The organism is Methylobacterium sp. 13MFTsu3.1M2 (assembly GCF_900112625.1).
Taxonomy (GTDB): Bacteria; Pseudomonadota; Alphaproteobacteria; order Rhizobiales; family Beijerinckiaceae; genus Methylobacterium.
The window spans coordinates 50,556-72,891 of the sequence record NZ_FOMM01000009.1; the positions used below are offsets into that span (position 1 = coordinate 50,556).

A 22,336-nucleotide genomic window follows, 5' to 3' on the forward strand; every position below is an offset into this window, starting at 1 on the left:
GCGGTCGGATGTCAGTGGCTGCCGCCGAGATACGCCGCCCGCACGGCCGGATCGTTGCGCATCTGCTGCGCCGGGCCCTGGAAGCGGATCCGGCCGTTCTCCAGCACGTAGGCGTGGTCAGCGACGCCGAGCGCCGCCATGGCGAACTGCTCGACGAGCAGCATCGTCACCTGCTCGGCCTTGAGCAGCCGGATGATCCGGAAGACCTCCTCCACCAGCTTGGGAGCGAGGCCCATCGAGGGCTCGTCGAGCAGGAGGATCTCGGGCCGCAGCATCAGCGCCCGGCCCATGGCGAGCATCTGCTGCTCGCCGCCCGAGAGCGTGCCGGCGAGCTGCGCGCGCCGCTCCTTGAGCCGCGGGAACATCTCGAAGGCCCGCTCGCGGTCGGCCGCGACGTCGCCCTTCGGGCGCGAGCCGGTCAGCCGCGGGAAGGCGCCGAGGGTGAGGTTGTCCTCGACCGACAGGGTCGGGAAGACGCGCCGGCCCTCCGGCGAGTGCGCGAGGCCGAACCGGGCGACGTCGTGGCTGTCGAGGCCGCCAATCTCCTGTCCGTTGAGGCGGATCGAGCCGGCCCGCGGCCGGATCATGCCCGACAGGGCGCGCATCGTGGTGGTCTTGCCGGCCCCGTTGGAGCCGATCAGCGCCACGACCTGGCCCTTCGGAACCTGGAAGTCGAGGCCGTGCAGAACCTCCACCTGGCCGTAGCCGGCCGACAGACCCGTGACCTCAAGCATGGGTCATCTCCTCGTCGGCGACGGGGCTGCCGAGATAGGCCTCGACCACCTTCGGGTCGGCCTGGACCTCGCGGGCGCTGCCCTCGGCGATCTTGTGGCCGAAATCGAGGACGCTGACGCGGTCGCACAGGCCCATGACCACGTCCATGTGGTGCTCGATCAGGATCACCGTGATGCCGGCGTCGCGGATCTTGCGGATGATCGCCGTCAGCTCGGCGATGTCGGGGGCGGTCAGGCCCGCGGCCGGCTCGTCGAGGAGCAGCAGGACCGGGTCGAGGGCGAGCGCGCGACCGATCTCGAGGAGCCGCTGCTTGCCGTAGGGCAGGTTGCGGGCCTCCACCTGCGCCAGGGCGCCGAGGCCCACGAAGTCGAGGATCGCCATCGCGCGGGCGCGCTGCTCGCGCTCTTCCCGACGCCGCCGGGGCGTGCCGAGGATCGCGTCGAACAGGGTGCCGCGGAAGCTGTGGTGCAGGCCGACCAGCACGTTCTCGAGCGCGGTCATCTCGCGGAAGAGCTGCACGTTCTGGAAGGTCCGGGCCACGCCGGCAGCGGCGATCTCCGACGGGGTGCGCCCGTCGAGGCGCTTCGTCCCCTGGCCGCGCGCGAGGGTCACGCTGCCGCCGGTCGGTTTGTAGATGCCGGTGAGCACGTTCATCATCGTGCTCTTGCCGGATCCGTTGGGACCGATGAGCCCGTGGATCGTACCCGGCCGCACCGTGAGGTCGACGCCGGCCAGCGCCTTGAGGCCGCCGAACTGCATCAGCGCCTGATCGACGGTGAGGAGCGGGTCGGCGCCCCGGTCGCCGCTCTGCACGCTGAGGGCCGCGCCCTCGGCGTGGAGGCTCTTGCCCTCTGCCGTGTGGGCCGGGCGCAGGGCGGGGATCTTCTCGCGGAGGAAGCCCACGATCCCGTCCGGCAGGTAATACACCACGAACAGGATCATCAGGCCGAACACGGTCAGCCGGAAATCGGTGACCGATTCGAGCGCGAGCGTGGCCGGGAAGAAGGCGAGGCAGAGCGCGACCGGCACCAGCAGGGCGAACCGGTTCTCTGCGCGACGCAGGAAGGCGAGAGCGCCCACGACCAGTGCCGCGGCGGCGATGATCCCCGCCATGATCCGCACCAAGCCGATATCGGCGAGCACGTTCGGCATCATCACGATGATCGCCGAGCCGATGATCGGCCCCGCGCGCGACTTGCGGCCGCCCATCGTGACGGCGAGGAGGAATAGCACGGTCAGCTCGAACCCGTAGGAGTTCGGCGCCACGTAGCGCTCCGACCACGCGAACAGCGCGCCCGCGAGGCCGGCCAAAGCCGCCGAGATCACGAAGGCGTAGACCTTGTAGCGATAGACGCTGACGCCCATGCAATCGCAGGCGATCGGCGAGTCGCGCAGCGCCTCGAAGGCGCGGCCGTAGGGCGAGCGCACCACTCGGTTGACGACCAGGATCGTGGCCAGGAGCGCCAGACAGACCAGGTAGTAGAACTCGAGCTTGCGGCCGGCCGCGCCCCAGGGGGCCTGGAGGCCCAGCAGCGAGAAGTCGAGGACCCGAGCCGGCGGCAGGGTGATGCCGAGGGGACCGTTGGTCAGAGGCGTCAGCTCGTTGATGAAGATCTGGACGATGGTGCCGAAGGCCAGCGTCACCATGGCGAGGTAGGGGCCGGTCACCCGCAGGGCCGGCACCGCGAGCAGCACGCCGAAGGCGGAGGTCACCCCGATCCCGGCCAGGATGCCCCACCAGATCCCGAGCTTGAAGTGCAGGAACAGCACCGCCGCCGAGTAGGCGCCGACGCCGAACAGGCCGGCATGGCCGAGGCTCACCTGCCCGGTATAGCCGACCACGATGTCGAGCCCGAGGATCAGGATCGCGTAGATCGCGATCACGATCATCAGGTGGATGTAGTACGAGCTCGTGACCACGTGCGGGAAGACCGCGAGGCCGACGACCAGCAGCACGGCGCCGAGGATGCCGACGTGGCGCGACAGGCTGGGGGCGGCCGCCGGGGCGGGCGCTTCGGTGGGGGCGAGGGTCTGCGCCATGGCTCAGGCTGCCGTGAGAATTGCGCGGGAGGTCACGCTCAGACCTTCTTGATGACGGCCTTGCCGAACAGGCCGACCGGGCGGATGGAGAGGACGACGAGGAGCAGGATCAGGCCCGGCACGTCCTTGTAGCCGGTCGAGATGTAGAAGCCGGTCAGCGTCTCCGCGACGCCGAGGATCAGGCCGCCGACGATGACGCCGAGGCCGGATTCGAGGCCGCCGATGATCGCCACCGCGAAGGCCTTGAGCGCCAGCACGGAGCCCATCGTCGCACCGGTCAGGGTGACGGGCGCCACCAGCACGCCCGCGAAGGCCGCCGTCATGGCGCTGATCGAGTAGGAGAGGGTGATGACCTTCTGGGTGTTGATGCCCATCAGCCCGGCGGCGTCGATGTCGTTGGAGGTGGCGACAACCGCCTTCCCCCAGATCGACTTGCGATTGAAGATCTCCACCGCCAGCATCATCAGCAGCGCGCCCGCGACGATCAGCAGTTCCATCGGCAGGACGCGCACGCCGCCGACCTGGAGCGCCGTCTCGGGCAGCGGGGAGGGGAATTTGAGGTCGTCACGTCCCCAGACGTTCTCGGCGACGTTCTTGAAGATGATGCCGAGCGCGATGGTGGCCATGATCCACCCGTACTCGGACTTGATCTTCACGGCCGGGCGCACACCGAGGCGCTCGACCACGGCTCCGAGGGCGAAGCCGAAGACCAGGACCAGCGGGATCATCAGCCAGTAGCCGACGAACGGCACCAGGGTCAGGCCGAACAGGGCCCCGAGGGCCAGCGCCTCGCCCTGGCCGAAATTGAGGGTCTTCGAGGTCGCGAAGGTCAGCTGATAGCCGAACGCGATGGCGGCGTAGATCATGCCGACCGCGACGCCGGACGCGATGAGCTGGAGCAGGATTTCCATGGGATCGCTGTCGCCGGAGGGACGTCCGGTCGCGCGGCGGGCGCCGCGGGACCGCTGTGCTGAGCGCCGGCGGGCTGTGACGCCGCCGGCCCTTAGGGAGACGCCGCGCCCGTCGCGGGCGCAGCGTCCGGATCCTCAGTTCGAGGACTTCTCCTTCAGACGAACCACGCCGGCGTTCTTGGCGTCCTCGTCCTTGGCGTAGACGATCTTGCCGTCCTGCACCTTCCCGAACACCACCATGTTGCGCGAGATGGCGTTGTGGTCCTTCGCCGTGAAGGGCTTGTCGTAGGTCGTGACCACGCCCTCGACCTTCTCGTTCAGGTTCTCCAGGGCGGCGCGGATCTTGGCGCCGTCGGTGCCGCCGGCCTGCTTGATCGCCGCGGCGAGGAGGTAGATCGAGTCGTAGCCCTGGGCGCCGGCCACGGGGGTCGGGATCTTCGTGACACCGTAGGTCTTGTAGTAGTTCTCAAGGAACGCCTTGCGCTTCGGCAGGGTCTGATCCTCGATGAAGGTCTGGGGCATGATCACGCCGTTGCCGTTCGTGCCGGCGATGTCGATGAAGCTCTGCATCGAGGACGGCCAGCTCGTGATCATCGGAACCTTCCAGCCGAGCTTGGCCATGCCGTTGGCGATCTGGGCCAGTTCCGGCCCGATGCCGTAGGCCAGGATTACCTCGGCGCCGGCCTGCTGCGCCTTCAGCAGCTGGGCCGTCATGTCGACGTCCTTGATGTTGAACTTCTCGACCGCGACGGGCTTCACGTTCTTGGTCGCGAGATACTTCTCGATGTCCTCGCGCCCGAGCTGCCCGTAATTGGTCGAGTCCGCCAGGACCGCGATCTTCTTGTGACCCTGGGCGAGGGCCTCGTCGACCATCAGGCCGGCCTGGAGCACGTCGTAGGCGGAGTTCCGGAAGACGTAGTTGGCGTCGTAGTCCGGCTCCTTGAACTGGTTGGTGATGATCGTCCCGGTCGCGACGTTGTTGAAGACCGGGATCTCGGCCTCCTGGTAGAAGCGCTGTGCGGCCAGAGCCACGCCGGTATTGATGAAGCCGACGCTCGCGACGACTTTCTCCTTGTTGATCAGTTCCTGCGCGACCTGCGCGCCGACCTCGTTCTTGGCCTCGTCGTCGCGCTCGATCAGCTGGATCGGCCGGCCAAGAACGCCGCCGGCCTTGTTGATCTCGGCGGCGGCGAGCTTGGCGCCGTCCCGCATCGAGACACCCATCGAAGACGAGCCGCCCGTATAGGGCCCGCTCAGCCCGATCTTGATCGGGTCCGCGGCCCGCGCCGGGGCCGACACCATCGTCAATAACAGCACCGCGGCTGCAGCGCGACCTGCGAAGACCATCGTTTCCTCTCCAAGATTCCGCGTGCGCGGTGTGCCCTTCACCGTGGCACTCTGGGAGGGAGATCTCCCGAGACGGGTCGAGCCGTCAAGCTGAGATTTTGGGCGATCCCAGACGATTAATACAGATTGTCCGTTCCACATGTCGTAAAAGCTGCAGGCACCACAATTTCACGTCGTTGGTGCCGGCAGTCGGATTAAGCGCCGGGCGCGTTCGTGACAGGCCGGCGGCGCCGGTCGGCCGAGACATGATCCGGCGCCCCCACCTGCGGAACGCTGCGAGCTACGCGCGGCGGCGCCCGCGCTCCGCCTGAGTCAGGCCGTCGTAACCCCAGCTGTCCTTCGGCACCTCGTGGATGACGATGTAAGACACCTCCGCCAGTTCGGCCCCGAGGACGGTCTTCAGAAGCCGGTTTACTTCAGAAATGAAGCGCGATTTCTCATCGGGCGTGTTCGTGTCCGCGCTGATGATGGCATCCACTTGCGCGGCGCGGGCGATCGGCTCGGCACCGACGCTCCATCCCGCGGCAGGCACCGCCTCGACCAGTACGCCGACCAGAGGCGCGACCTTGTGCAGGACGGTGGCCATCAGGCGGGTGATGCCCGCCTGGATCGCCGTGATCTGCTCGGGTGCGAGGGGCGTGCCCGCGACTTTGACATTGATGAAGGGCATGGTCGTCGGTCCGTGGCTTCGCGACCGCAGCGGCGGCCAACGGACGAAGGGTTACGCGACCTTGAGAGTTCGGATAATTTGAAAGTTCTCCACCCTGTGTTCGGCAAAACCGAATGATGTGGCCTCATCTCCGCTGGCGCGAGCCACGTCCCCCTCGGCTCCGCCGCCCCGTGATCGAGCCTCGCGACGCGGACACGTCAAGGTCCGAACAGCGGTCGGGTGCCTCTCGCGGTCTCTCCTCGAGAAGTCCTGGCCAGGGCGATCGGTCACCGTTCGCGCGCGGGCGGAGACCGAGAGGACTGATGTTCGATGGCCGGGGGCGTCTGCGGCGCTCCGAGAGCCCGTCACTGGCCATCGCGCCCTCACGCGACGTGCTCCCTTATGGTCTCGAGAAGAATATCGGTGAGCCGCGCGACGGCCGGCGCCAATTCGGCTTCGGCCTGGTGGAGTGTCAGTGACGCGCTCGGAAGAGGCGGCAGGCCGGTCGCGGCCGGATCGAGAACGCTCAGCGTTTTCGGCAGGCCGACGGCGGTGCGCGCGGTGACACCCAAGCCACCTTCGGCGGCGGCCCAGAGTCCCGAGAGGCTGGGGCTGGTGAAGACGAGCCGCCAGGGCAAGCCGCGACCGTCCAAGGCAGACACGGCCGCGGACCGGAACGTGCACGGCGGCGTGAAGGCCGCGAACGGGACGGGTTCCCGGACCGGGTCCGCGAGACCCGGCCAGTCCGGGGGGCCGATCCAGTGGATCGGCACTTCGGCGACCCGGTGCGCGTGAGGGGCACCGCTGCCGTCCCCCCAGACCAGCGCGACGTCGAGCTCGCCCTTCAGGGTCTTCTCGACGAGCTGCGCGCCGAGCCCGACCTGAACCTCGATACGCACACGCGGATAGGCCCGCGAGAACCGCTTGAGCACCGCCGGCAGCCAGCCCTCGGCGAAATCCTGCGCGAGGCCCAGCCGCGCCCAGCCCTCGAGCTCGGGTCCGCGCAGCCGGTCGACCGCCTCGTCGTTGAGTTCCAAGAGCCGCTTCGCGTAGCCGAGCATGCTCTCACCGGCGGCGGTCAGCGCGAGACCGCGTCCCGCCTTCTGCACGAGCGGCTGACCAACCTGTTCCTCCAGCTTCCGGAGCTGCGTGCTGACAGCCGATTGCGACCGCCCCAGTCGCTCGGCCGCGCGGGCGAAACTGCCGAGCTCGAACCCGGTCACGAAGGTGCGGAGCACGTCCATGTCGAGGTTGGTGCGCGTCGCCATGCTTCGATTTCCGGAAAGTCTTTATTCAGGTGTTTCAAATTTTCCGGACGATCCTGGCGGCGTAAACGGGGAGCGTCAAGGCAGTCAGCCGCTCGACGTCGCAGGAGACCGCAAGCCATGCCCCTCGTTCGGATCTCGCTCCTCAAGGGCAAGTCACCGGCCCATATCAGAGCCATCTCGGACGGCATCCATCGCGGCCTGCGCGACGCCTACGGCGTGCCCGCAGACGACCGCTTTCACCTCATCCATCAGCACGCGTCGGACGAACTGATCTACGATTCCGACTATCTCGGGCTCCACCGCACCGACGACGTGGTAATCATCAACATCGTCGCGGGCAATTGGCGGGACACGGCCAAGAAGAAGGCTCTCTACAGAGCGATCACCGACAACCTCGTCGCCGATCCCGGTCTTCGTCCGGAAGACGTGCTCATCGTCCTGTCGCCGAACGCGCGCGACGAGTGGTCCTTCGGCAACGGCCTGGCGTCCTACGTCCAGGACGACGCGGACTGATCCGTCCGGGGCAACGCGATCTGCCTGGTGGGACCGCCGCCTCGCGCTGACCGGTTCCGAGCCCTAGGCCGGGACGCGCGCGCCGTCCCAGGCGAAGACGCTTCCGGTGTCCGTCACGTCGAGCTCGCCGAGCACGCGCAGAAGATGAGCGGCGCTCTCGTCGGGTCGAAAGACGCCGGGGGCGCCCGGATCTGGACGGAAGGGCCGCGACAGGTTGGAAGCGACCGTGCCCGGATGGAGGCCGGCGACGATCGCGTCCGGGCGGCTGCGGGCCACCTCGATCGATAGGGTCCGCAGGATCTGGTTCAGAGCCGCCTTCGAGGCGCGGTAGGCGTACCATCCGCCCGAGCGATTATCCTCGATCGAGCCGACCCGTGCCGACAAGACTGCGAACACGCAGCGTCCCTCTCGTGCCAGCAGCGGGACGAAATGCTTGGCGACGAGGGCGGGGCCGATCGCGTTGATGGAGAACACGGCGGCCATCGCGCCGGGATCGAGCGCCTTCAGCGCCTTCTCGGGCGCGACGCCGTCCTGATGGAGGATCCCGGTCGCGACGATGACCAGACCGACCGGTCCGGCCTCCGCCACCGCGGCCGCGGCCGCAGCGATCGACGCCTCGTCGACGAGGTCGATCGCGTGGCTGCGGATGCCGTGCGGGAACGATGGCTGCGAGCGCGAGAGGGCGAAGATCGGAGCATAGGCTCCGCTCGCGGCCAATCCGGAGACAAGGGCTCGGCCAATGCCGCCGGAAGCGCCGATCACGACCGCGCTGGTCGAAGTCGATGAGGTCATGGCGACGTCGTCTCGGCGGGCGCGCGGATCGGCTAACTTCAGTGGAGACCAGCCCGGTTCGATGGCTGGCGTTGCCTCGCCCGATACATAGGCGCCCTCTGGCCGCTTGGCAGCCGCGATGACCGCGTCGTCGCGCGCGCCCTTCCAACCTCCGGTCAGGACAAAAGCCTGATCCGCGCCATCGCAGGCGCTACACGCCGATCGCGAACAGATCTCGATATCGCCACACACGCAGCGCGGGGACCATTGGTCCGTCTAAGCGCAGCTTCCCCCGAACATGCTCGACATGTCCGGCGCATCACTGACCGGTACAGCGAGCGTGGATATCGTCCGCTGATCGGCGCGCCTCTCGGACGCACCCGGTCGAATGCCACTTTGAGATATATCTCGCTGAAACCTCAGCAAGTTTAACTCAAAGCGGCAAGCAACTTAGGCCTTCTTTATCGTACGAGCCGTCGGCGTTTCAGGAGCACCCGGTCGTCGAACCGCAGGTATCGCACTTCAGGCAGGTGCCGTTGCGGACCAGCGTGAAGTTCGCGCATTCCGGGCAGGCCTCGCCGACGTAGCCCTTCATCTTCGCCTCGGCCCGCCGGTCGGCGACGCTCCTCTCCGCCTTGGCGAAGGGGAGGGTGTCGGCGATCGTCTCGGCCTGACCGGCCACCGCCGGCTCCGCCTTCAGCGCCGCGCTGCCGCGGATGGCGTGGACCGTGCCGCCGGCCGGGGCCGACTGGCCGGCGCTCGCCGCACCGACCCCGAGGCTGGCACCGGCTGGGCCACCCTGGATCAGGGTGAGCCGGTCGGCCGAGCCGCGCAGCAGGCCGCGGGACACGACCGAGGAGGCCGGCGCGGGCTTCGGGCCCTCGCGGGTCGTGTCGCCGCTCTCGCCGCCGCCGATCACCGTGCCGCCGATCTCGGCGGGGCTGACATGGGCGAGGTCGGCGCGGCCGAGATACGAGACCGCCAGCTCGCGGAACACGTAGTCGAGGAGCGAGGTCGCGTTCTTGATCGCGTCGTTGCCCTGCACGAAGCCGGCCGGCTCGAACCGCGTGAAGGTGAAAGCCTCCACGTATTCCTCGAGCGGCACGCCGTACTGGAGGCCGAGCGAGATCGCGATGGCGAAGTTGTTCATCAGGCTCCGGAAGGTCGCGCCCTCCTTGTGCATGTCGATGAAGATCTCGCCGAGGCGGCCGTCGTCGTACTCGCCGGTGCGCAGGTAGACCTTGTGGCCACCCACCACCGCCTTCTGGGTGTAGCCCTTCCGGCGGGCCGGCAGCTTCTCGCGGGAGCGGATCCGCTCGACGCGCTCGATCACGCGCTCGACGATCTTCTCCGCGGCTGCGGCGGCCTTGGCGGCGGCCGGGGCCTGGATCAGGGCCTCGATCCCCTCATCGGCCTCGTCCTCGTCATCCGAGATGAGCGCCGAGTTGAGCGGCTGCGACAGCTTGGAGCCGTCGCGGTAGAGGGCGTTCGCCTTCAGGGCGAGGCGCCAGGACAGCAGATAGGCCGCCTTGCAATCCTCGACCGTGGCGTCGTTCGGCATGTTGATGGTCTTGGAGATCGCCCCCGAGATGAAGGGCTGCGCCGCCGCCATCATGCGGATGTGGCTCTCGACCGAGAGGTAGCGCTTGCCGATCCGGCCGCACGGGTTGGCGCAGTCGAAGACCGGGTAGTGCTCGAGCTTCAGGCCCGGCGCGCCCTCTAGGGTCATGGCCCCGCAGATGTGGGTGTTGGCGGCCTCGATCTCCTTCTTGGTGAAGCCAAGGAACGGCAGCAGCTCGAAGGTCGGGTCCGACAGCTTCTCGGCGGGGACCCGGAGGGTCTGCGTGAGGAAATCGTCGCCGAGCGTCCAGCGGTTGAACACGAACTTGATGTCGAAGGCCGACTTCAGGCCTTTCTCCACCGCGGCGATCTTCTCGTCCGTGAAGCCCTTGGCGCGCAGCGTCGTCGGGTTGATGCCCGGCGCCTGACCCATCGAGCCGTGGCCGACCGCGTAGGCCTCGATCTCGGCGATCTCGGATTCGCGGTAACCGAGAGCCCGCAGGGCGTCCGGAGCGGCCTGGTTGATGATCTTGAAGTAGCCGCCGCCGGCGAGCTTCTTGAACTTCACCAGTGCGAAGTCGGGCTCGATGCCGGTCGTGTCGCAATCCATCACGAGGCCGATCGTGCCGGTCGGCGCGATCACGGTGGCCTGGGCGTTGCGGTAGCCGTGCTCCTCGCCGAGCTTCAGCGCCCGGTCCCAGGCGGCGCGGGCATGGTCGCCCAGATCCGCCTGCGGGATGTTGGCGTGGTCGAGGGCGACCGGCGCGACGTTCAGGAACTCGTAGCCACCGGCCTCGCCGTGGGCGGCCCGGCGATGGTTGCGGATAACCCGCAGCATCGCGTCGGCATTCTCGTCGTAGGCCGGGAAGGTGCCGAGTTCCGAGGCCATCTCGGCCGAGGTGGCGTAGGCGACGCCGGTCATGATCGCCGTGAGCGCGCCGGCCAGCGCCCGGCCCGCGTCGGAATCGTAAGGAAGGCCCATGGTCATCAGCAGGCCGCCGATATTGGCGTAGCCGAGACCCAGCGTCCGGTAGCGGTAGGAGAGTTCCGCAATCTCCTTGGACGGGAACTGCGCCATCATCACGGAGATCTCGAGCACCACCGTCCAGAGGCGGTTGAGGTGCTCGAACGCCTCCACGTCGAAGCGCTTGGTGTCCCGATCATACATCGTCAGCAGGTTCGCCGAGGCGAGATTGCAGGCGGTGTCGTCGAGGAACATGTACTCGGAGCACGGGTTCGAGGCCCGGATCCGCCCGCCCGCCGGGCAGGTGTGCCAGTCGTTCATCGTGGTGTTGAAGTGCAGGCCCGGGTCCGCGGAGGCCCAGGCGGCCTCGCCGATCCGCTCCCACAAGTCGCGGGCCTTCAGGGTCTTGGTGACCTTGCCGGTGGTGCGGGCGGTCAGCTGCCAGTCGGCATCCGCCTCGACGGCGCGCAGGAAGTCGTCGGTCAGCGAGACCGAGTTGTTGGAGTTCTGGCCGGCGACCGTGAGGTAGGCCTCCGAATCCCAGTCGGTGTCGTAAACGGGGAACTCGATCTTGGTGAAGCCCTGGCGGGCGAACTGCACGACGCGCTTGATGTAGGAATCCGGCACGGAGGCGCGGCGGGCGGCCTTGATCTCGCGCTTGAGCGCCGGGTTGCGCTCCGGATCGAAGCAGGCATCGCCCTCGGCCTCGCACTGCGTGCAGGCCTTCATCACCAGGGTCAGGTGCTTGGAGACGACCTTCGAGCCCGTCACCAGGGCGGCGACCTTCTGCTCCTCCTTCACCTTCCAGTCGATGAAGGCCTCGATATCCGGGTGGTCGATGTCGACGATCACCATCTTGGCGGCGCGCCGCGTGGTGCCGCCCGACTTGATCGCGCCGGCCGCCCGGTCGCCGATCTTCAGGAAGCTCATCAGGCCCGAGGACTTGCCGCCGCCGCCGAGCTTCTCGTTCTCCGAGCGCAGCATCGAGAAGTTCGAGCCGGTACCGGAGCCGTACTTGAACAGGCGCGCCTCGCGCACCCACAGGTCCATGATGCCGCCGTCGTTGACGAGGTCGTCCTGGACCGACTGGATGAAGCAGGCGTGCGGCTGCGGGTGCTCGTAGGCCGAGGCCGACTTGGTCAGCACGCCGGTCTGCGGGTCGCAATAGTAGTGGCCCTGGCTCGGGCCATCGATGCCGTAGGCCCAGTGCAGGCCGGTGTTGAACCATTGCGGCGAGTTCGGCGCCACCATCTGGCGGGCCAGCATGAAGCGCAGCTCGTCCATGAAGGCCGAGGCGTCCTCCTCCGACGAGAAGTAGCCGCCCTTCCAGCCCCAGTAGGTCCAGCAGCCGGCGAGCCGGTCGAAGACCTGCGTGGCGGAGGCTTCGGAGACGAAGCGCTCGTCCTCGGGGATCTCGGCCAGGGCCGCGTCGTCCGGCACCGAGCGCCAGAGGAAGGAGGGGACCGCGTTCTCCTCGACCTTGCGCAGCCGCGCCGGAACGCCCGCCTTGCGGAAGTATTTCTGCGCGAGAACGTCGCTCGCGACCTGGCTCCAGCTCTCCGGCACGTCGATGCCGTCGAGGCGGAACACGACCGAGCCGTCCGGGTTGCGGATCTCGCTCAGGGCCTTGCGGAAGGGGATCCCGGCGTAGGGCGATTGTCCGGCCGTGGTGTAGCGACGCTCGAACCGCATGAAACACACCTCTCCCGTCGGGACACGAGGGTCCCGGCCCCGCGCGACGCGGGGTCTAGCCCGATAGTGGGATTCGCGGCCGACCACGCCCGGCTGAGAGACGTGCCTCGGTCCCGCGAACGAAAATTAGGAACGGCCGCCCCTGCCCAACGCACCACTTCCGCGGGGCGCGACCGATGCAGGGAGATTACCGCCGCCTTCACTCTCACGTCAACAAGTGGTGTTCGACGGCCTTGTTCCCCGCTAGATGTTGTGCCGGCTCGCAAAAGCCTGTGGATATCGTCCCGGGCCGGGATAAGTGTCCTTCCGGCTTTCGGGAATCGGATCGGGAAAATTTTAGATTCACAACCCTAGGGAGCGGAACCGGCGGATGGCCGGAACCGGAGGCCGAAAGCGCGGGCCGAGCGTTGCCCCGGGGCGACACTTCCGTCATGCGGCTGGACTCACACGCGCGCGGTCACCATAACGGCGCCGACGAGCGCCCTCGCGGCGCGCCACGATTCCGGGACCGGCGATGGCGCTGAAGGACACTTTGCTGCGCATCTTCACGTGGTGGAACGGCCAGACCGTCTCCGTCGCGCTCCAGACCGCGCGCACCGGCATCTTCGTCGGCGAGGACGAGTTCGGGAACAAGTACTACAAGGCGGAGGGCGCGCTGATCGACCGCTCGGTGGGCTCGGAGCGCCGCTGGGTCGTCTACAACGGCTACGCCGACGCCTCGAAGGTGCCCCCCGGCTGGCGCGGCTGGCTCTGCCACAACGTCGACGTCGCGCCGAGCGAGGAGAACTACCAGCCGAAGGCGTGGCAGAAGCCCCATATCGAGAACCAGACCGGCACCGCGAACGCGTACCGGCCGGCGGGCTCGCAGCTCTCCTGGGGCCAGCGGCCGGCCGCGACGGGCGACTACGTGTCCTGGACACCGGGCGAGTAGAGCCGCGACCCGTCGCGGAGCCGGCGCCCTTTTGCCGCCACCGTTCCGGTGTTCATGACGGGTCAATCCCGATCGCCCGCCGCGCACCCGTTGGCGCGGCCGGTCACCCTCGTCCAGGGGTCCGAGCCTTGAGCCGCATCACCGCCCTCGCACGCCGCGCGCTCGCCCCCGGCCTCGCGCTCCTCGTCTGCGCCGGCCCCGCCGCCGCCGACAAGATCAAGAACCCGACCGCGGTGTTCTCCGGCCTCGACAAGATCACCGGCCGGATCGTCAATTTCGAGGTGGCGGTCGACGAGACCGTGCAGTTCGGCGCCCTGCAGCTCACCCCGCGGGTCTGCTACACGCGCCCGCCGACCGAGAGCGCCAAGACCACGGCGTTCCTCGAGGTCGACGAGGTCACCCTCGACAACAAGTATCGCCGGATCTTCACCGGGTGGATGTTCGCGTCGAGCCCCGGCCTGCACGCGATCGAGCACCCGATCTACGACGTGTGGCTGGTCGACTGTAAGGGCGGCAGCGACGTGATCGCCGAGGCCAAGGAGCAGGAGGACGTCCCGGCCGTGGCGGCCAAGCCCGAGAAGGCGAAGCGCCCCGGCAAGGATGCGACCAAGACCGCCCAGCAGCTCAATGCCAACGGGCAGGTGGACGTGGAGGCGCCGCGCGGCGTGCCGGTGCAGCCCCGCCAGAAGCCCTCGCGAAAGTTCTTCCCGTCGAACGAGGGGCCGGCGCCGGCCCCGCCGCCGCAGCAGCAGCCGCAGAACCTGTTCGACGCGCTGTTCCGCTGACGCCGCCCGCGGGCGGGTCGTCGCCTCAGGCGACGTTGAGCCGTCGCCCGCGATTCCACGCCAGGAACGGGACGCCGGAGAGCAGTCCGGCGAGCGCCGCGCGCGTCTGGTGGCAACCGTTCACCGACACCCGGGGCAGGGCCTGGAGGTGCGCGGCGTGCTCGGCGAAGAGGTGGCCGGGCCGCGTGGTCACGGCCGTCGCGAAGCCCATCTCCCGCGCCAGGGCGAATTCCCGCGGGCCGGCGGAGGTCGGATCCCCGACCGGGTAGGACAGGTGCCGCACCGGCCGCCCGAGTTCCGTCTCGATCCGCGCGCGCCCCTCGGCGATCTCGCGCGCCGCGATCGCGGGAGCGTGCTTGGCGAGCATCGGATGGCTGACCGTGTGGGCGCCGACGGTGACGGCCGGGTCGGCGGCGAGGGCGCGCAGCTCAGCCCAGGACAGGCACAGGTCGGCGGCGAGGCGCCCGGGCGGGAAGCCGGCCTGCCGGCAGAGGGCCGCGATCCGGTCGAGGAGGTCCGCCTCGTCCCCGCGCCGCAGGTCGCGGTACAGGGCTTCGAAGGCCAGCGCCTTCTCCTGCGGGCTGCGCGCCGGAAGGTCGAGACTCCGCGCGCCGATGTCGATGCGCACCCGGTCCAGGCGCGCGATCGCCTGCTCGAGCTCGATCCACCAGAGCCGCCCGGCCTGGTCGGCGAAGCCGCTGGTGACGAACAGGGTCCACGGCGCGCCGTGGCGGGCCAGCACGGGACGGGCGTGCTCGACGTTATCGCGGTAGCCGTCGTCGAAGCTCAGGACCGCGAAGGGCGGCCCGTAATCCGGTTCGGCCAACCGCTCCGGCACCGAATCGAGACCGATGATCTCGAAGCCGCGGGCATCGAGCTCGCGCAGGGTCAGGTCGAGGAACTCGGGGGTGATGCCGAGCAGGCGGTTCGGCGCGAAGGCCGGGACCGGGTCGGGGCTGACGTGATGGAAAGTGAGGATCACGCCGAGGCCGCGCGCCGCGGGGCTGAGCCAGCGGTCCGCCCCGAGCGCCTGGATCGCGCGGAACCCGGACGCGAAGACCCGATGCTTGGCACGCGACGACAGCATGGCCCTGAACCGTTCGGGCCCGCGGCCCAGCTCGGCACAGCCTTGGCTCGCCCGGGTAAACAAAGCCGAAAGCATGCGTGGCCGCGGCGAAAGCAAGCTATCATTAGCCACGACTGTTCTTTGACGGACCGTCCGGCGCCGGTATCGCGCCATCATCGATCGGTGTGACGGGCTGTTCAGCCGCTTGCCGTCAGGGTGCGCGCGGCACGGGATCGCGCGCGGTCCCCGGGAGATCGGGTCATGGCGGTCGGTGTCCACGTAGCGGGAACGGACATGGTCGATTCGCGCAGCGCCGGGGGGCTCGTCGCGGAGATCTACCCCGATCTGGCCGCCGCGGAGGCGCTGTGGCGGCGCCTGGACGCCGATCCGGCGAGCCTCGGCACGCCGTATCAGCGGTTCGACTGGATCAGCGCCTACCTGCGGGCGACGGGACAGGCCGAGCGCGCGCGCGTCGCGGTCCTGCGGGATGCCGACGGACGGCCGCGCATCCTCGTCCCGTTCACCCTGAGCCGGGAGCACGGGCTGCGCCTCGCGCGCACGGTCGGCGGCACGCACGCCAACTATCACATGCCGCTCTTCGCCACCCGCGACGCGGCGGCCATCGGGCCAGGCAGCATCGTCGCGGCGCTGATCCGCGCCGGCCGCGCTGAGGGTATCGACGCCTTCGCGCTCAAGCACCAGCCCCGGATGTGGGACGGGGCAGCGAACCCGCTCGCCGCGACCGGCGAGGCGGAGGCCAGCGACGGCTACGGCCTCATGCTCGGGCCGGATCCGGAGGCGACCGTGCGCCGGGTTTTCAGCGCGGACGCCCGCAAGAAGCTGCGCTCCAAGGAGAAGCGCCTCGTGGAGGCGCACGGCGCGATCGTCTACCGCCGCGCCGAGACCGCCGACGAGGCGGCGCGCCTGCTGGCGGCGTTCTTCGCGCAGAAATCGGCCCGCTTCGCCGGCATGGGCGTGGCCGACCCTTACGCCGATCCCGCGATCCGGTCCTTCCTGACGGCCGCGTCGACCGGCGCAGAGCCCGCCATGGAGCTGTACGCCCTGTGTCTCGCCGAGAGCGGCCGCGTTCTCGCTACCTTCGGCGGTGCCGTCAGCGACCGACGCTTCAGCGGCATGATGACGGCGTTCGACGGCGACCCCGAGGTCGCCCGTTACAGTCCCGGCGACCTTCTCCTGCAGCATCTCGTGCGCGACCAGACCGCCCGCGGCCGGCAGGGCTTCGATCTCGGCGTCGGCGAGGCGCGCTATAAGGCCAGCATCTGCGACGAGACGATCAGCCTCGTCGAGACGATCATCCCGGTCACCCTGCGGGGCCGGGCCTACGGCGCCCTGCGCCGGGGCCTGACGCGGACGAAACGGCGGATCAAGCGCGACCCGCGCCTCTACGCCGCCCTCAAGCGGCTCCGCACCTTGCGCCGGTCCTGATCGGCGCGCGGCCTAGGCGGCGTTGAGGCGCAGCTCCGCCCGCGCCTCCTCGACATCGGACGCGGCCAGGCGATCCTGCGCGACCAGGATCTGCCCCGCGCCGGCCTCCTCGGCGAGGGCGTAGAGGTCGGCCAGCGCCGGATCCTCGGCATCGGCGTTCGACGCGATGACGACGCTGTCCATGAAGCCGGCCACGAGCTCGAGGAGGTCGACGGCCCCCGGCGCGGCGTGGAGCCGGAAGACCACCCAGTCGTAGGCCTCGGCCATGGCCTCGAAGGTCAGGGCCAGGGCATCGGGCTCGTCGAACAGGACGGTCGACTCCAGCAGCCCCGCCTCGATCCGATGCTGGCCGCCGTCCCGGCGTGCCTGGATCACGTCGAGGAACGCGGCCTCGCCGGCGATGAGGTCGGCGAAGCCGAGCCGCGCCATGCCGTCGTTCGGCAGGTTCAGGTCGACGGCGACGAGGCTCCCCTCGCGACCGAGGGCGCGGGTCAGGGCCTCGGGCAGCGTCGGGACGCCGCGACGGGCTTCGGTCTCGACGATCAGGACTTGGCGACCCGCCTGCGCCTCCGGTGCGCGGGGCGCCGCCGCGATGCGCGCGACGAGCGGCGCGAGATCGAACGTGTCGGGGGAGCGGAGCGCCGTGGCCGCGGCGGGCGCCGCCGACGCGGCGGCAGCCGCGCCCGACGCCTCGGACCAGCGGGCGGCCGGCGTCGCCTCCGGGAAGGTGAAGGATGGCCGATCCAGCACCGGCTCGCGGCGCCGCCGATCGTCTGCCGGATCGCCGTCGCGGTCGCCGGCGGCGCGGCCGGACTCGGCCAGCAGCGCGCTGGCGATGACCCCGCCGACCGAGAGCATCAGCGTCAGCAGCGTCGCGAAAGCGACGATCGGCAGCTTCTTCGGGAAGGACGGAACCTCGGGCGTCACCGCGCGGGACACGATGCGCGCGTCAGCGGGGGTCGCGGCCTCGCCGTCGCGCGCCGCCGCCTCGCGGTAGCGGCCGAGATAGGATTCGAGCTGCTCGCGCTGCGCCTTGGCCTCGCGCTCCAGCGCGCGGAGCTGGATCTCGCTGGCGTTGCCGCGGACGACTACGTCCTGCTGGCCGTCGACGGCGGCCTGGAGGCTCTCGACCCGGGCGCCCGCGATCTTGGCGTCGTTCTCCATTGTGCGCACGACGCGCTCGGCGGAGGCCTTGATCTGGGCGTCGAGATCCTCGAGCTGGGCGTGCAGCTCCTTGATCCGCGGGTGAGCCGGCAGGAGGGTCCGCGACTCGAGGGCGAGCTGGGCGCGCACGGAGATCCGGTTCTCGACGATCCGGCGGATGACCTCATTGTTCGCGACGTCGGGAATCTCGAAGGCGCGCCCGTCCTTGATCAGGTCCTTGATGGCCTTCACCTTGCCGTCGAGGTCGGCCTTCAGGCTCCGCGCCGCGGAGAGCTGGCTCGACAGCTCGCCGAGCTGCTGGGCGTTGAGCGGCCGCCCGGCCAGGCCGGTGCTGCCCACGAGGCCGTTCTTGGCGCGGAACGCCTCGACCTTGGCCTCCGCCTCGGCGACGCGCTTGCGCAGCCCGTCGATGTTGCCGCCGAGCCAGGTGGAGGCGTAGCGGGCGGTGTCGACCTTATCGGCCTCCAGCGATCCGATGTAGAGCTTGGCGATGGTGTTGGCGGCCTCGGCCGCGAGCTTCGGGTCCTTCGCGCGGAACTCGATCGTCAGGATGCGCGACTTGCCGGCAGGGAAGACCAGGAGGTGGTCGAAGTAGGCGTCGAGGACCCGGTCCTCGGCGGGGCGGTCCAGGGGATTGGGACCGATGCCGAGCATCATCAGCACGCGCTGCACGGCGCCGATGCTGCCCGCGCCGGGATCGAACTCGGCGTTGCCGACGAGCTTGAGCCGGCGGATCGCCTCGCGGGCGAGATCGCGGGACGTCACGACCTGCACCTGGCTCGCCACCGCCTGCTCGTCGATCGGCGCGAGCTGGTCGCCGCGCTCCTGCGCGGTGCGGGCGAAGGCCGGGTCGCGGCTCTCGAGGAGCACCTTCGCCTCGCCGGTGTAGCGGGGGCTGACCACGTTGACGAAGACGCTCGCGCCCAGGGCGACCACCAGGGTCGGCCCGACGATCCAGCCGATCGAGCGCCGCAGGATCCGCGGCAGCTGCGCGAGGCCGAGGCCTTCCTCGGCGCGCGGCTGGGATCCGGGCACGGCGTAGGTCGAGCGTTGACGGATCGTGGACATGCGGACGCTCTGAACGCGGAGACAGGCCGGGCGGGCATTACTGCCGTCCCGCGGCCATTAGTGGATGTTAAGGTTGCTCAAGAGTTAAGGGCCGCGCGGACCGGTGACGGCGCCGCCTCCGTCGCGCGGTGATCAAGTTTCATTAACCTTAACGGCCTACATCACCCCGCAACTGCATCCATGACGGCGATGGTGATGAACCGGCGCGCTCTGCTCCTCGCACTCGGCTCGACTCTGGCGCTCGGCGGCTGCCTGCGGCCGAGCTTCCGCACCGACCAGCTCGATGCCACCGGCGCCGGCTCGATCGCCGCGCGGTACACGCTGGCGGCGGGCGACAAGCTGCGGGTGATCGTGTTCGGCCAGGACAACCTGTCCAACATATACGCGGTCGACGGCGCGGGGCGCATCGCCATGCCGCTGATCGGGACCGTGCAGGTGGGCGGCCAGACGACCGCGCAGGCGGCCAAGGCGATCGAGGCCAAGCTGGCCTCCGGATACGTGCGCGAGCCGCACGTCACCGTGGAGGTGGACGCCTACCGACCGTTCTACATCCTCGGCGAAGTCACCACCTCCGGTCAGTACCCGTTCGTCAACGGCATGACCGTGGAGACGGCGGTGGCGATCGCGGCCGGTTTCGGCCCCCGGGCAGCGCGCGATTACGCCGTCCTGACCCGCGACGCCGGTGGCTCGCTGATCTCCGGGATCGTGCCGATGACCTACGCGGTCCGGCCGGGAGACACGATCGTCATCAAGGAACGCTTCTTCTGAGCGGCGCGGCGCCGGTCACTGCCCGCCCTGCCACGGGTTGATCACCCGCATGGCGGTCTTCTGCGCGGGGATCGGCGTCGCCACCTCGGGCATCGGCTGCCGGGCGCGGGCCATCATCCGCCGCGCCTCCTGCGCGGGCACGGCGCCGACCGGCGTGAACAGCCCGGCCAGGACCTTCCGCGTGCCCCGGCTCACGAAGCGCGAGTTCTGAACCGGCTCGAAATCCCGGATCGCGTGGCGCTTGTCGGGATTCCCGGTGAACACCCGGGCGCCGGAATTCAGCACCACGATGTCGCCCGGCCGCAGCGTCTCGTCCTTGAGCAGCGCCGCCGTCGCGCCGCCCTTCATGTCGATGGGGGTCTGGCGCTCGCTGATCTCCCGCTCCTTGACGCGGATCTTGAGCGGGAGCGCCGCGTAGCGAGTCTGGAAGCGGCGGCGCGCCGCCCCAAGCCGCGGGGTCGCGTGGCGGCCGAAGGCGCGGCCGTCGAAGGCGGGGCCCGGGGTAGGAGCCGGCTGGGCCTGCTGCGGGGCCGGCCGGGCGCCGAACAGCATCTCGAGGAATCCGACCTCCGCGGCCTGGGCGCGCATCGCCGTCCCGGCGAGGAGACCGCCGGCCGCCATGACGGCCAGCAAGCTGCTCGTGCGAAGCCTCATAGCACCCTCCGGAAGCGACGCCCGACGTGAGCATCCGACCCTCAACCGCAAGGCGTACTGGAGGGTTCCGGATGATTTAGAGTCTGCTTAGGAATGCCGTGCGGCGACCCGCCAGCGCGGATTCAACGTCACCGCGGACAGGATCCCGGCGCGCCCGAGCGCGTAGGGACGCGGTCTAGCCCGGCGCCGACTGCTCACCCTCGCCGATGCAGTCGAGGGCGCGCTCCACGGCGCTCACGGCGTCCAGGAGGTGCTGGACGGTGCGCTCGACCTCGATCGCCGGACGCCCCATCGCGGCGGCGCGGGCGCTCACATCCTCGAGCTGCTCCAGCAGGGCGAGGAGATCACCGGCCACGGTCACAACTTCGCAGCGAGCGAGGCGGGTGACGGTCGGGCGCGGACGGAAGGGCAAGACGTTGCTCATCGCGGAGGGTTGTCGCCCGAAACGACCGGGATTCGCCAGGGGGAGGGGGCCGAACTCAACACGATTGGCCGGCCCTATCCGCCGCAATCCCGGTCTGTGGTGGATTTTCCGTGGCCGGCGCGCATCGGAGGCGGCAGAACGGATTTACATCTTGCGCGCGACCTTGACGGAGGCGCCTCCGCGCTGACCATGCCGCGAGACGTCCCGTGAGGGCCGCTCCGGCCGTGGCCGGTCGCGGGCCGGTCACGGCCCGCTTTCAGGATACGCGATGCGCTTGACCCTTCTCGCCCTCTCCGCGCTGACGCTCGGCGGCCTCTGCGCCTGCAGCACCAGCGACGGCCCGGATTCCCGCAGCGGCCTCGCCGAGACCTTCAACCTCGACAACTACCGGGCCTCGGGCAACACCAACGGCACCCAGACCCGCCGCGACGTGAACCGCGCCTACACCCAGCCGACGCTGCCGACGATCGGCAACCGCGGGATGTGAGGCGCGCGCGGCGCGTCACCGCTTGGTGAGCGCGTCCGCGAAGGTGGCGATCCGGTTGCGGGCGTAGACCGGCAGGCCGGCGCTGATCGAGTTGCCGGTGTTGAAGCTGGAATTGCCCATCAGCACCTGCGCGGGCAGCAGATTCTTGAGTACCGGCACGCGGGCGTACTCGGCCTTGCGGTCGAGGACGTCGCCCTTGATCGCCAGCGCCATGTAGGTGGTGACCACCGTCTTGGTCGGGTCGTTCGGCATCGGCTGGAACACGGCCAGGAACTTGCCGAAGCGCAGGATCTGGTTGACCCAGAAGATCGTCTGCTCGAGGCCGCCGGTGACGGGGGTATCGATCTTGGTCAGCGCCTTGAGCCGGTCGCCCTGGTCCGGCCCGAGCACCCGCAGCTCGCTCTGGAACGAGACGAACTCGGCGATCTTCTTGGTCGAGCCTTCCTCGAGCTTGTTGGCGAGCTTCACGCCGAGCGGCAGCTTGCCCTCAAGGTCGTAGCGCGACTCGATGCAGGCGCCGGCGCCCTCGCACCACGGACGGTCGGGACGCTTGGCGAAGGCGGCGGCCGGATCCTTGTTGGGCGTCACGTCGGCGACCGCCAGGGTGCGGTGCTTGATCGCCGGATCCATCTTCTGGACGAAGGCGAGGTTGGCGAAGGCCTGTAGGTCAATCGCCTCGGGCGGCCGCGGGACGACGAAGCGCCCCTCGGCGACGTAAACCTTCAGGGTCTCGTGCCGCGGCTTGGTCACGCCGTTCACCGTGACCGTGTAGTCCGGCTCCTTGTAGCCGGGATACGGGGCGAGCGCCGCCGCCTCGGCCGGCCGCGCCTTCAGCCAGTCGAGGTACGGGATCAGGCCGTTCTCCGGCGCCGACGGGTTGTCGCGATGGTCGGTGAACAGGATCTGGCCCGGCTTGATCGCGGCCGGATCGACGGCCGTGACCGAGGGCACCTCCTTGATCCGCTCGGGCCCCGGTGCCGGGGCGGTGTTGGCGGCGGGCGTCTGGGCGCGTGCCGGAAGGGCCGGGAGCGCGGCCGTGAGGGCGGCCGCCAGGGCCGCGGGAAGCTGCTGGCGCAACGGGATTCTCGTCTGT

19 protein-coding genes are annotated in these 22,336 nt (G+C 69.6%); 6 read left to right on the forward strand and 13 right to left on the reverse strand.

Annotated elements, in window-relative coordinates:
* Positions 1-11: 11 nt before the first annotated feature.
* The 6 genes from BM314_RS09720 to BM314_RS09745 all read right to left on the reverse strand — a co-directional run bounded on the left by BM314_RS09720 (position 12) and on the right by BM314_RS09745 (position 6,950).
* Positions 12-734 (reverse strand): ABC transporter ATP-binding protein, encoded by a 723-nt coding sequence (locus BM314_RS09720; protein ID WP_010682999.1) that lies wholly within the window; start codon positions 732-734, stop codon positions 12-14.
* The gene (locus tag BM314_RS09725; protein ID WP_091977998.1) at positions 727-2,775 is read right to left on the reverse strand and encodes a branched-chain amino acid ABC transporter ATP-binding protein/permease; all 2,049 of its coding nucleotides are present in this window, start codon (positions 2,773-2,775) and stop codon (positions 727-729) included. Before BM314_RS09725 ends, BM314_RS09720 begins: the two co-directional genes overlap by 8 nt.
* Positions 2,776-2,813: 38 nt before the next feature.
* Positions 2,814-3,686 (reverse strand): branched-chain amino acid ABC transporter permease, encoded by an 873-nt coding sequence (locus BM314_RS09730; protein ID WP_020091659.1) that lies wholly within the window; start codon positions 3,684-3,686, stop codon positions 2,814-2,816.
* A 135-nt stretch (positions 3,687-3,821) separates the two neighbouring features.
* Complete coding sequence (locus tag BM314_RS09735; protein ID WP_026604708.1) at positions 3,822-5,033, reverse strand: ABC transporter substrate-binding protein; 1,212 nt, start codon at positions 5,031-5,033, stop codon at positions 3,822-3,824.
* Between the two features lie 280 nt (positions 5,034-5,313).
* Entirely contained in the window at positions 5,314-5,703 is a 390-nt protein-coding gene (locus BM314_RS09740; RefSeq protein WP_020091661.1) for a tautomerase family protein, read from the reverse strand.
* A 362-nt stretch (positions 5,704-6,065) separates the two neighbouring features.
* Positions 6,066-6,950, reverse strand: coding sequence for a LysR substrate-binding domain-containing protein (locus BM314_RS09745; RefSeq protein WP_091924529.1), 885 nt, complete (start codon positions 6,948-6,950; stop codon positions 6,066-6,068).
* A gap of 117 nt (positions 6,951-7,067) precedes the next feature.
* On the opposite strand from BM314_RS09745, the gene BM314_RS09750 reads away from it, so the two are divergent.
* Complete coding sequence (locus BM314_RS09750) at positions 7,068-7,463, forward strand: tautomerase family protein (RefSeq protein WP_091678768.1); 396 nt, start codon at positions 7,068-7,070, stop codon at positions 7,461-7,463.
* Positions 7,464-7,526: 63 nt separating this feature from the next.
* On the opposite strand, the gene BM314_RS09755 is transcribed toward BM314_RS09750, so the two are convergent.
* On the reverse strand, positions 7,527-8,486 hold the full coding sequence (locus tag BM314_RS09755; protein ID WP_244539903.1) for an SDR family NAD(P)-dependent oxidoreductase: 960 nt from the start codon (positions 8,484-8,486) through the stop codon (positions 7,527-7,529).
* A 232-nt stretch (positions 8,487-8,718) separates the two neighbouring features.
* Complete coding sequence (locus BM314_RS09760; RefSeq protein WP_091978000.1) at positions 8,719-12,450, reverse strand: vitamin B12-dependent ribonucleotide reductase; 3,732 nt, start codon at positions 12,448-12,450, stop codon at positions 8,719-8,721.
* Positions 12,451-12,964: 514 nt separating this feature from the next.
* On the opposite strand from BM314_RS09760, the gene BM314_RS09765 reads away from it, so the two are divergent.
* Both BM314_RS09765 and BM314_RS09770 read left to right on the forward strand, forming a co-directional pair.
* Positions 12,965-13,381, forward strand: coding sequence for an NADH:ubiquinone oxidoreductase subunit NDUFA12 (locus BM314_RS09765; RefSeq protein WP_170868078.1), 417 nt, complete (start codon positions 12,965-12,967; stop codon positions 13,379-13,381).
* A gap of 128 nt (positions 13,382-13,509) precedes the next feature.
* Positions 13,510-14,166, forward strand: coding sequence for a DUF2155 domain-containing protein (locus BM314_RS09770; RefSeq protein ID WP_056521486.1), 657 nt, complete (start codon positions 13,510-13,512; stop codon positions 14,164-14,166).
* 25 nt (positions 14,167-14,191) lie between these two features.
* Here the strand turns inward: BM314_RS09770 and BM314_RS09775 are convergent, their stop codons facing one another.
* Complete coding sequence (locus tag BM314_RS09775) at positions 14,192-15,253, reverse strand: polysaccharide deacetylase family protein (RefSeq protein WP_091978001.1); 1,062 nt, start codon at positions 15,251-15,253, stop codon at positions 14,192-14,194.
* A 273-nt stretch (positions 15,254-15,526) separates the two neighbouring features.
* Here BM314_RS09775 and BM314_RS09780 point away from each other — a divergent pair, with 273 nt between their 5' ends.
* Positions 15,527-16,678, forward strand: a complete 1,152-nt coding sequence (locus BM314_RS09780; protein WP_244539904.1) for a GNAT family N-acetyltransferase — start codon at positions 15,527-15,529, stop codon at positions 16,676-16,678.
* Between the two features lie 12 nt (positions 16,679-16,690).
* Here BM314_RS09780 and BM314_RS09785 read toward each other — a convergent pair whose 3' ends face one another.
* Positions 16,691-18,910, reverse strand: a complete 2,220-nt coding sequence (locus tag BM314_RS09785; RefSeq protein WP_091978003.1) for a GumC family protein — start codon at positions 18,908-18,910, stop codon at positions 16,691-16,693.
* 189 nt (positions 18,911-19,099) lie between these two features.
* Between BM314_RS09785 and BM314_RS09790 the strand changes: the two genes are divergently transcribed.
* The gene (locus BM314_RS09790) at positions 19,100-19,678 is read left to right on the forward strand and encodes a polysaccharide biosynthesis/export family protein (protein WP_170868082.1); all 579 of its coding nucleotides are present in this window, start codon (positions 19,100-19,102) and stop codon (positions 19,676-19,678) included.
* Positions 19,679-19,693: 15 nt separating this feature from the next.
* On the opposite strand, the gene BM314_RS09795 is transcribed toward BM314_RS09790, so the two are convergent.
* Positions 19,694-20,332 (reverse strand): hypothetical protein, encoded by a 639-nt coding sequence (locus tag BM314_RS09795; protein ID WP_091978005.1) that lies wholly within the window; start codon positions 20,330-20,332, stop codon positions 19,694-19,696.
* Between the two features lie 175 nt (positions 20,333-20,507).
* Entirely contained in the window at positions 20,508-20,756 is a 249-nt protein-coding gene (locus BM314_RS09800) for a hypothetical protein (RefSeq protein WP_012317333.1), read from the reverse strand.
* Between the two features lie 268 nt (positions 20,757-21,024).
* Here BM314_RS09800 and BM314_RS09805 point away from each other — a divergent pair, with 268 nt between their 5' ends.
* Entirely contained in the window at positions 21,025-21,243 is a 219-nt protein-coding gene (locus BM314_RS09805) for a hypothetical protein (RefSeq protein ID WP_020091673.1), read from the forward strand.
* Between the two features lie 15 nt (positions 21,244-21,258).
* On the opposite strand, the gene BM314_RS09810 is transcribed toward BM314_RS09805, so the two are convergent.
* Positions 21,259-22,320 carry a hypothetical protein gene (locus BM314_RS09810; protein WP_091978006.1) on the reverse strand — a complete coding sequence of 354 codons (1,062 nt, stop codon included), beginning with the start codon at positions 22,318-22,320 and terminating at the stop codon, positions 21,259-21,261.
* Positions 22,321-22,336: the final 16 nt, after the last annotated feature.

What these genes read in the sequence shown, in the direction of transcription:
- BM314_RS09720 (WP_010682999.1), bottom strand. Translation starts at nt 734, where the DNA reads ATGCTTGAGGTCACGGGTCTGTCGGCCGGCTACGGCCAGGTGGAGGTT.
- BM314_RS09725 (WP_091977998.1), bottom strand. Translation starts at nt 2,775, where the DNA reads ATGGCGCAGACCCTCGCCCCCACCGAAGCGCCCGCCCCGGCGGCCGCC.
- BM314_RS09730 (WP_020091659.1), bottom strand. Translation starts at nt 3,686, where the DNA reads ATGGAAATCCTGCTCCAGCTCATCGCGTCCGGCGTCGCGGTCGGCATG.
- BM314_RS09735 (WP_026604708.1), bottom strand. Translation starts at nt 5,033, where the DNA reads ATGGTCTTCGCAGGTCGCGCTGCAGCCGCGGTGCTGTTATTGACGATG.
- BM314_RS09740 (WP_020091661.1), bottom strand. Translation starts at nt 5,703, where the DNA reads ATGCCCTTCATCAATGTCAAAGTCGCGGGCACGCCCCTCGCACCCGAG.
- BM314_RS09745 (WP_091924529.1), bottom strand. Translation starts at nt 6,950, where the DNA reads ATGGCGACGCGCACCAACCTCGACATGGACGTGCTCCGCACCTTCGTG.
- BM314_RS09750 (WP_091678768.1), top strand. Translation starts at nt 7,068, where the DNA reads ATGCCCCTCGTTCGGATCTCGCTCCTCAAGGGCAAGTCACCGGCCCAT.
- BM314_RS09760 (WP_091978000.1), bottom strand. Translation starts at nt 12,450, where the DNA reads ATGCGGTTCGAGCGTCGCTACACCACGGCCGGACAATCGCCCTACGCC.
- BM314_RS09765 (WP_170868078.1), top strand. Translation starts at nt 12,965, where the DNA reads ATGGCGCTGAAGGACACTTTGCTGCGCATCTTCACGTGGTGGAACGGC.
- BM314_RS09775 (WP_091978001.1), bottom strand. Translation starts at nt 15,253, where the DNA reads ATGCTGTCGTCGCGTGCCAAGCATCGGGTCTTCGCGTCCGGGTTCCGC.
- BM314_RS09780 (WP_244539904.1), top strand. Translation starts at nt 15,527, where the DNA reads ATGGTCGATTCGCGCAGCGCCGGGGGGCTCGTCGCGGAGATCTACCCC.
- BM314_RS09785 (WP_091978003.1), bottom strand. Translation starts at nt 18,910, where the DNA reads ATGTCCACGATCCGTCAACGCTCGACCTACGCCGTGCCCGGATCCCAG.
- BM314_RS09790 (WP_170868082.1), top strand. Translation starts at nt 19,100, where the DNA reads ATGGTGATGAACCGGCGCGCTCTGCTCCTCGCACTCGGCTCGACTCTG.
- BM314_RS09795 (WP_091978005.1), bottom strand. Translation starts at nt 20,332, where the DNA reads ATGAGGCTTCGCACGAGCAGCTTGCTGGCCGTCATGGCGGCCGGCGGT.
- BM314_RS09800 (WP_012317333.1), bottom strand. Translation starts at nt 20,756, where the DNA reads ATGAGCAACGTCTTGCCCTTCCGTCCGCGCCCGACCGTCACCCGCCTC.
- BM314_RS09805 (WP_020091673.1), top strand. Translation starts at nt 21,025, where the DNA reads ATGCGCTTGACCCTTCTCGCCCTCTCCGCGCTGACGCTCGGCGGCCTC.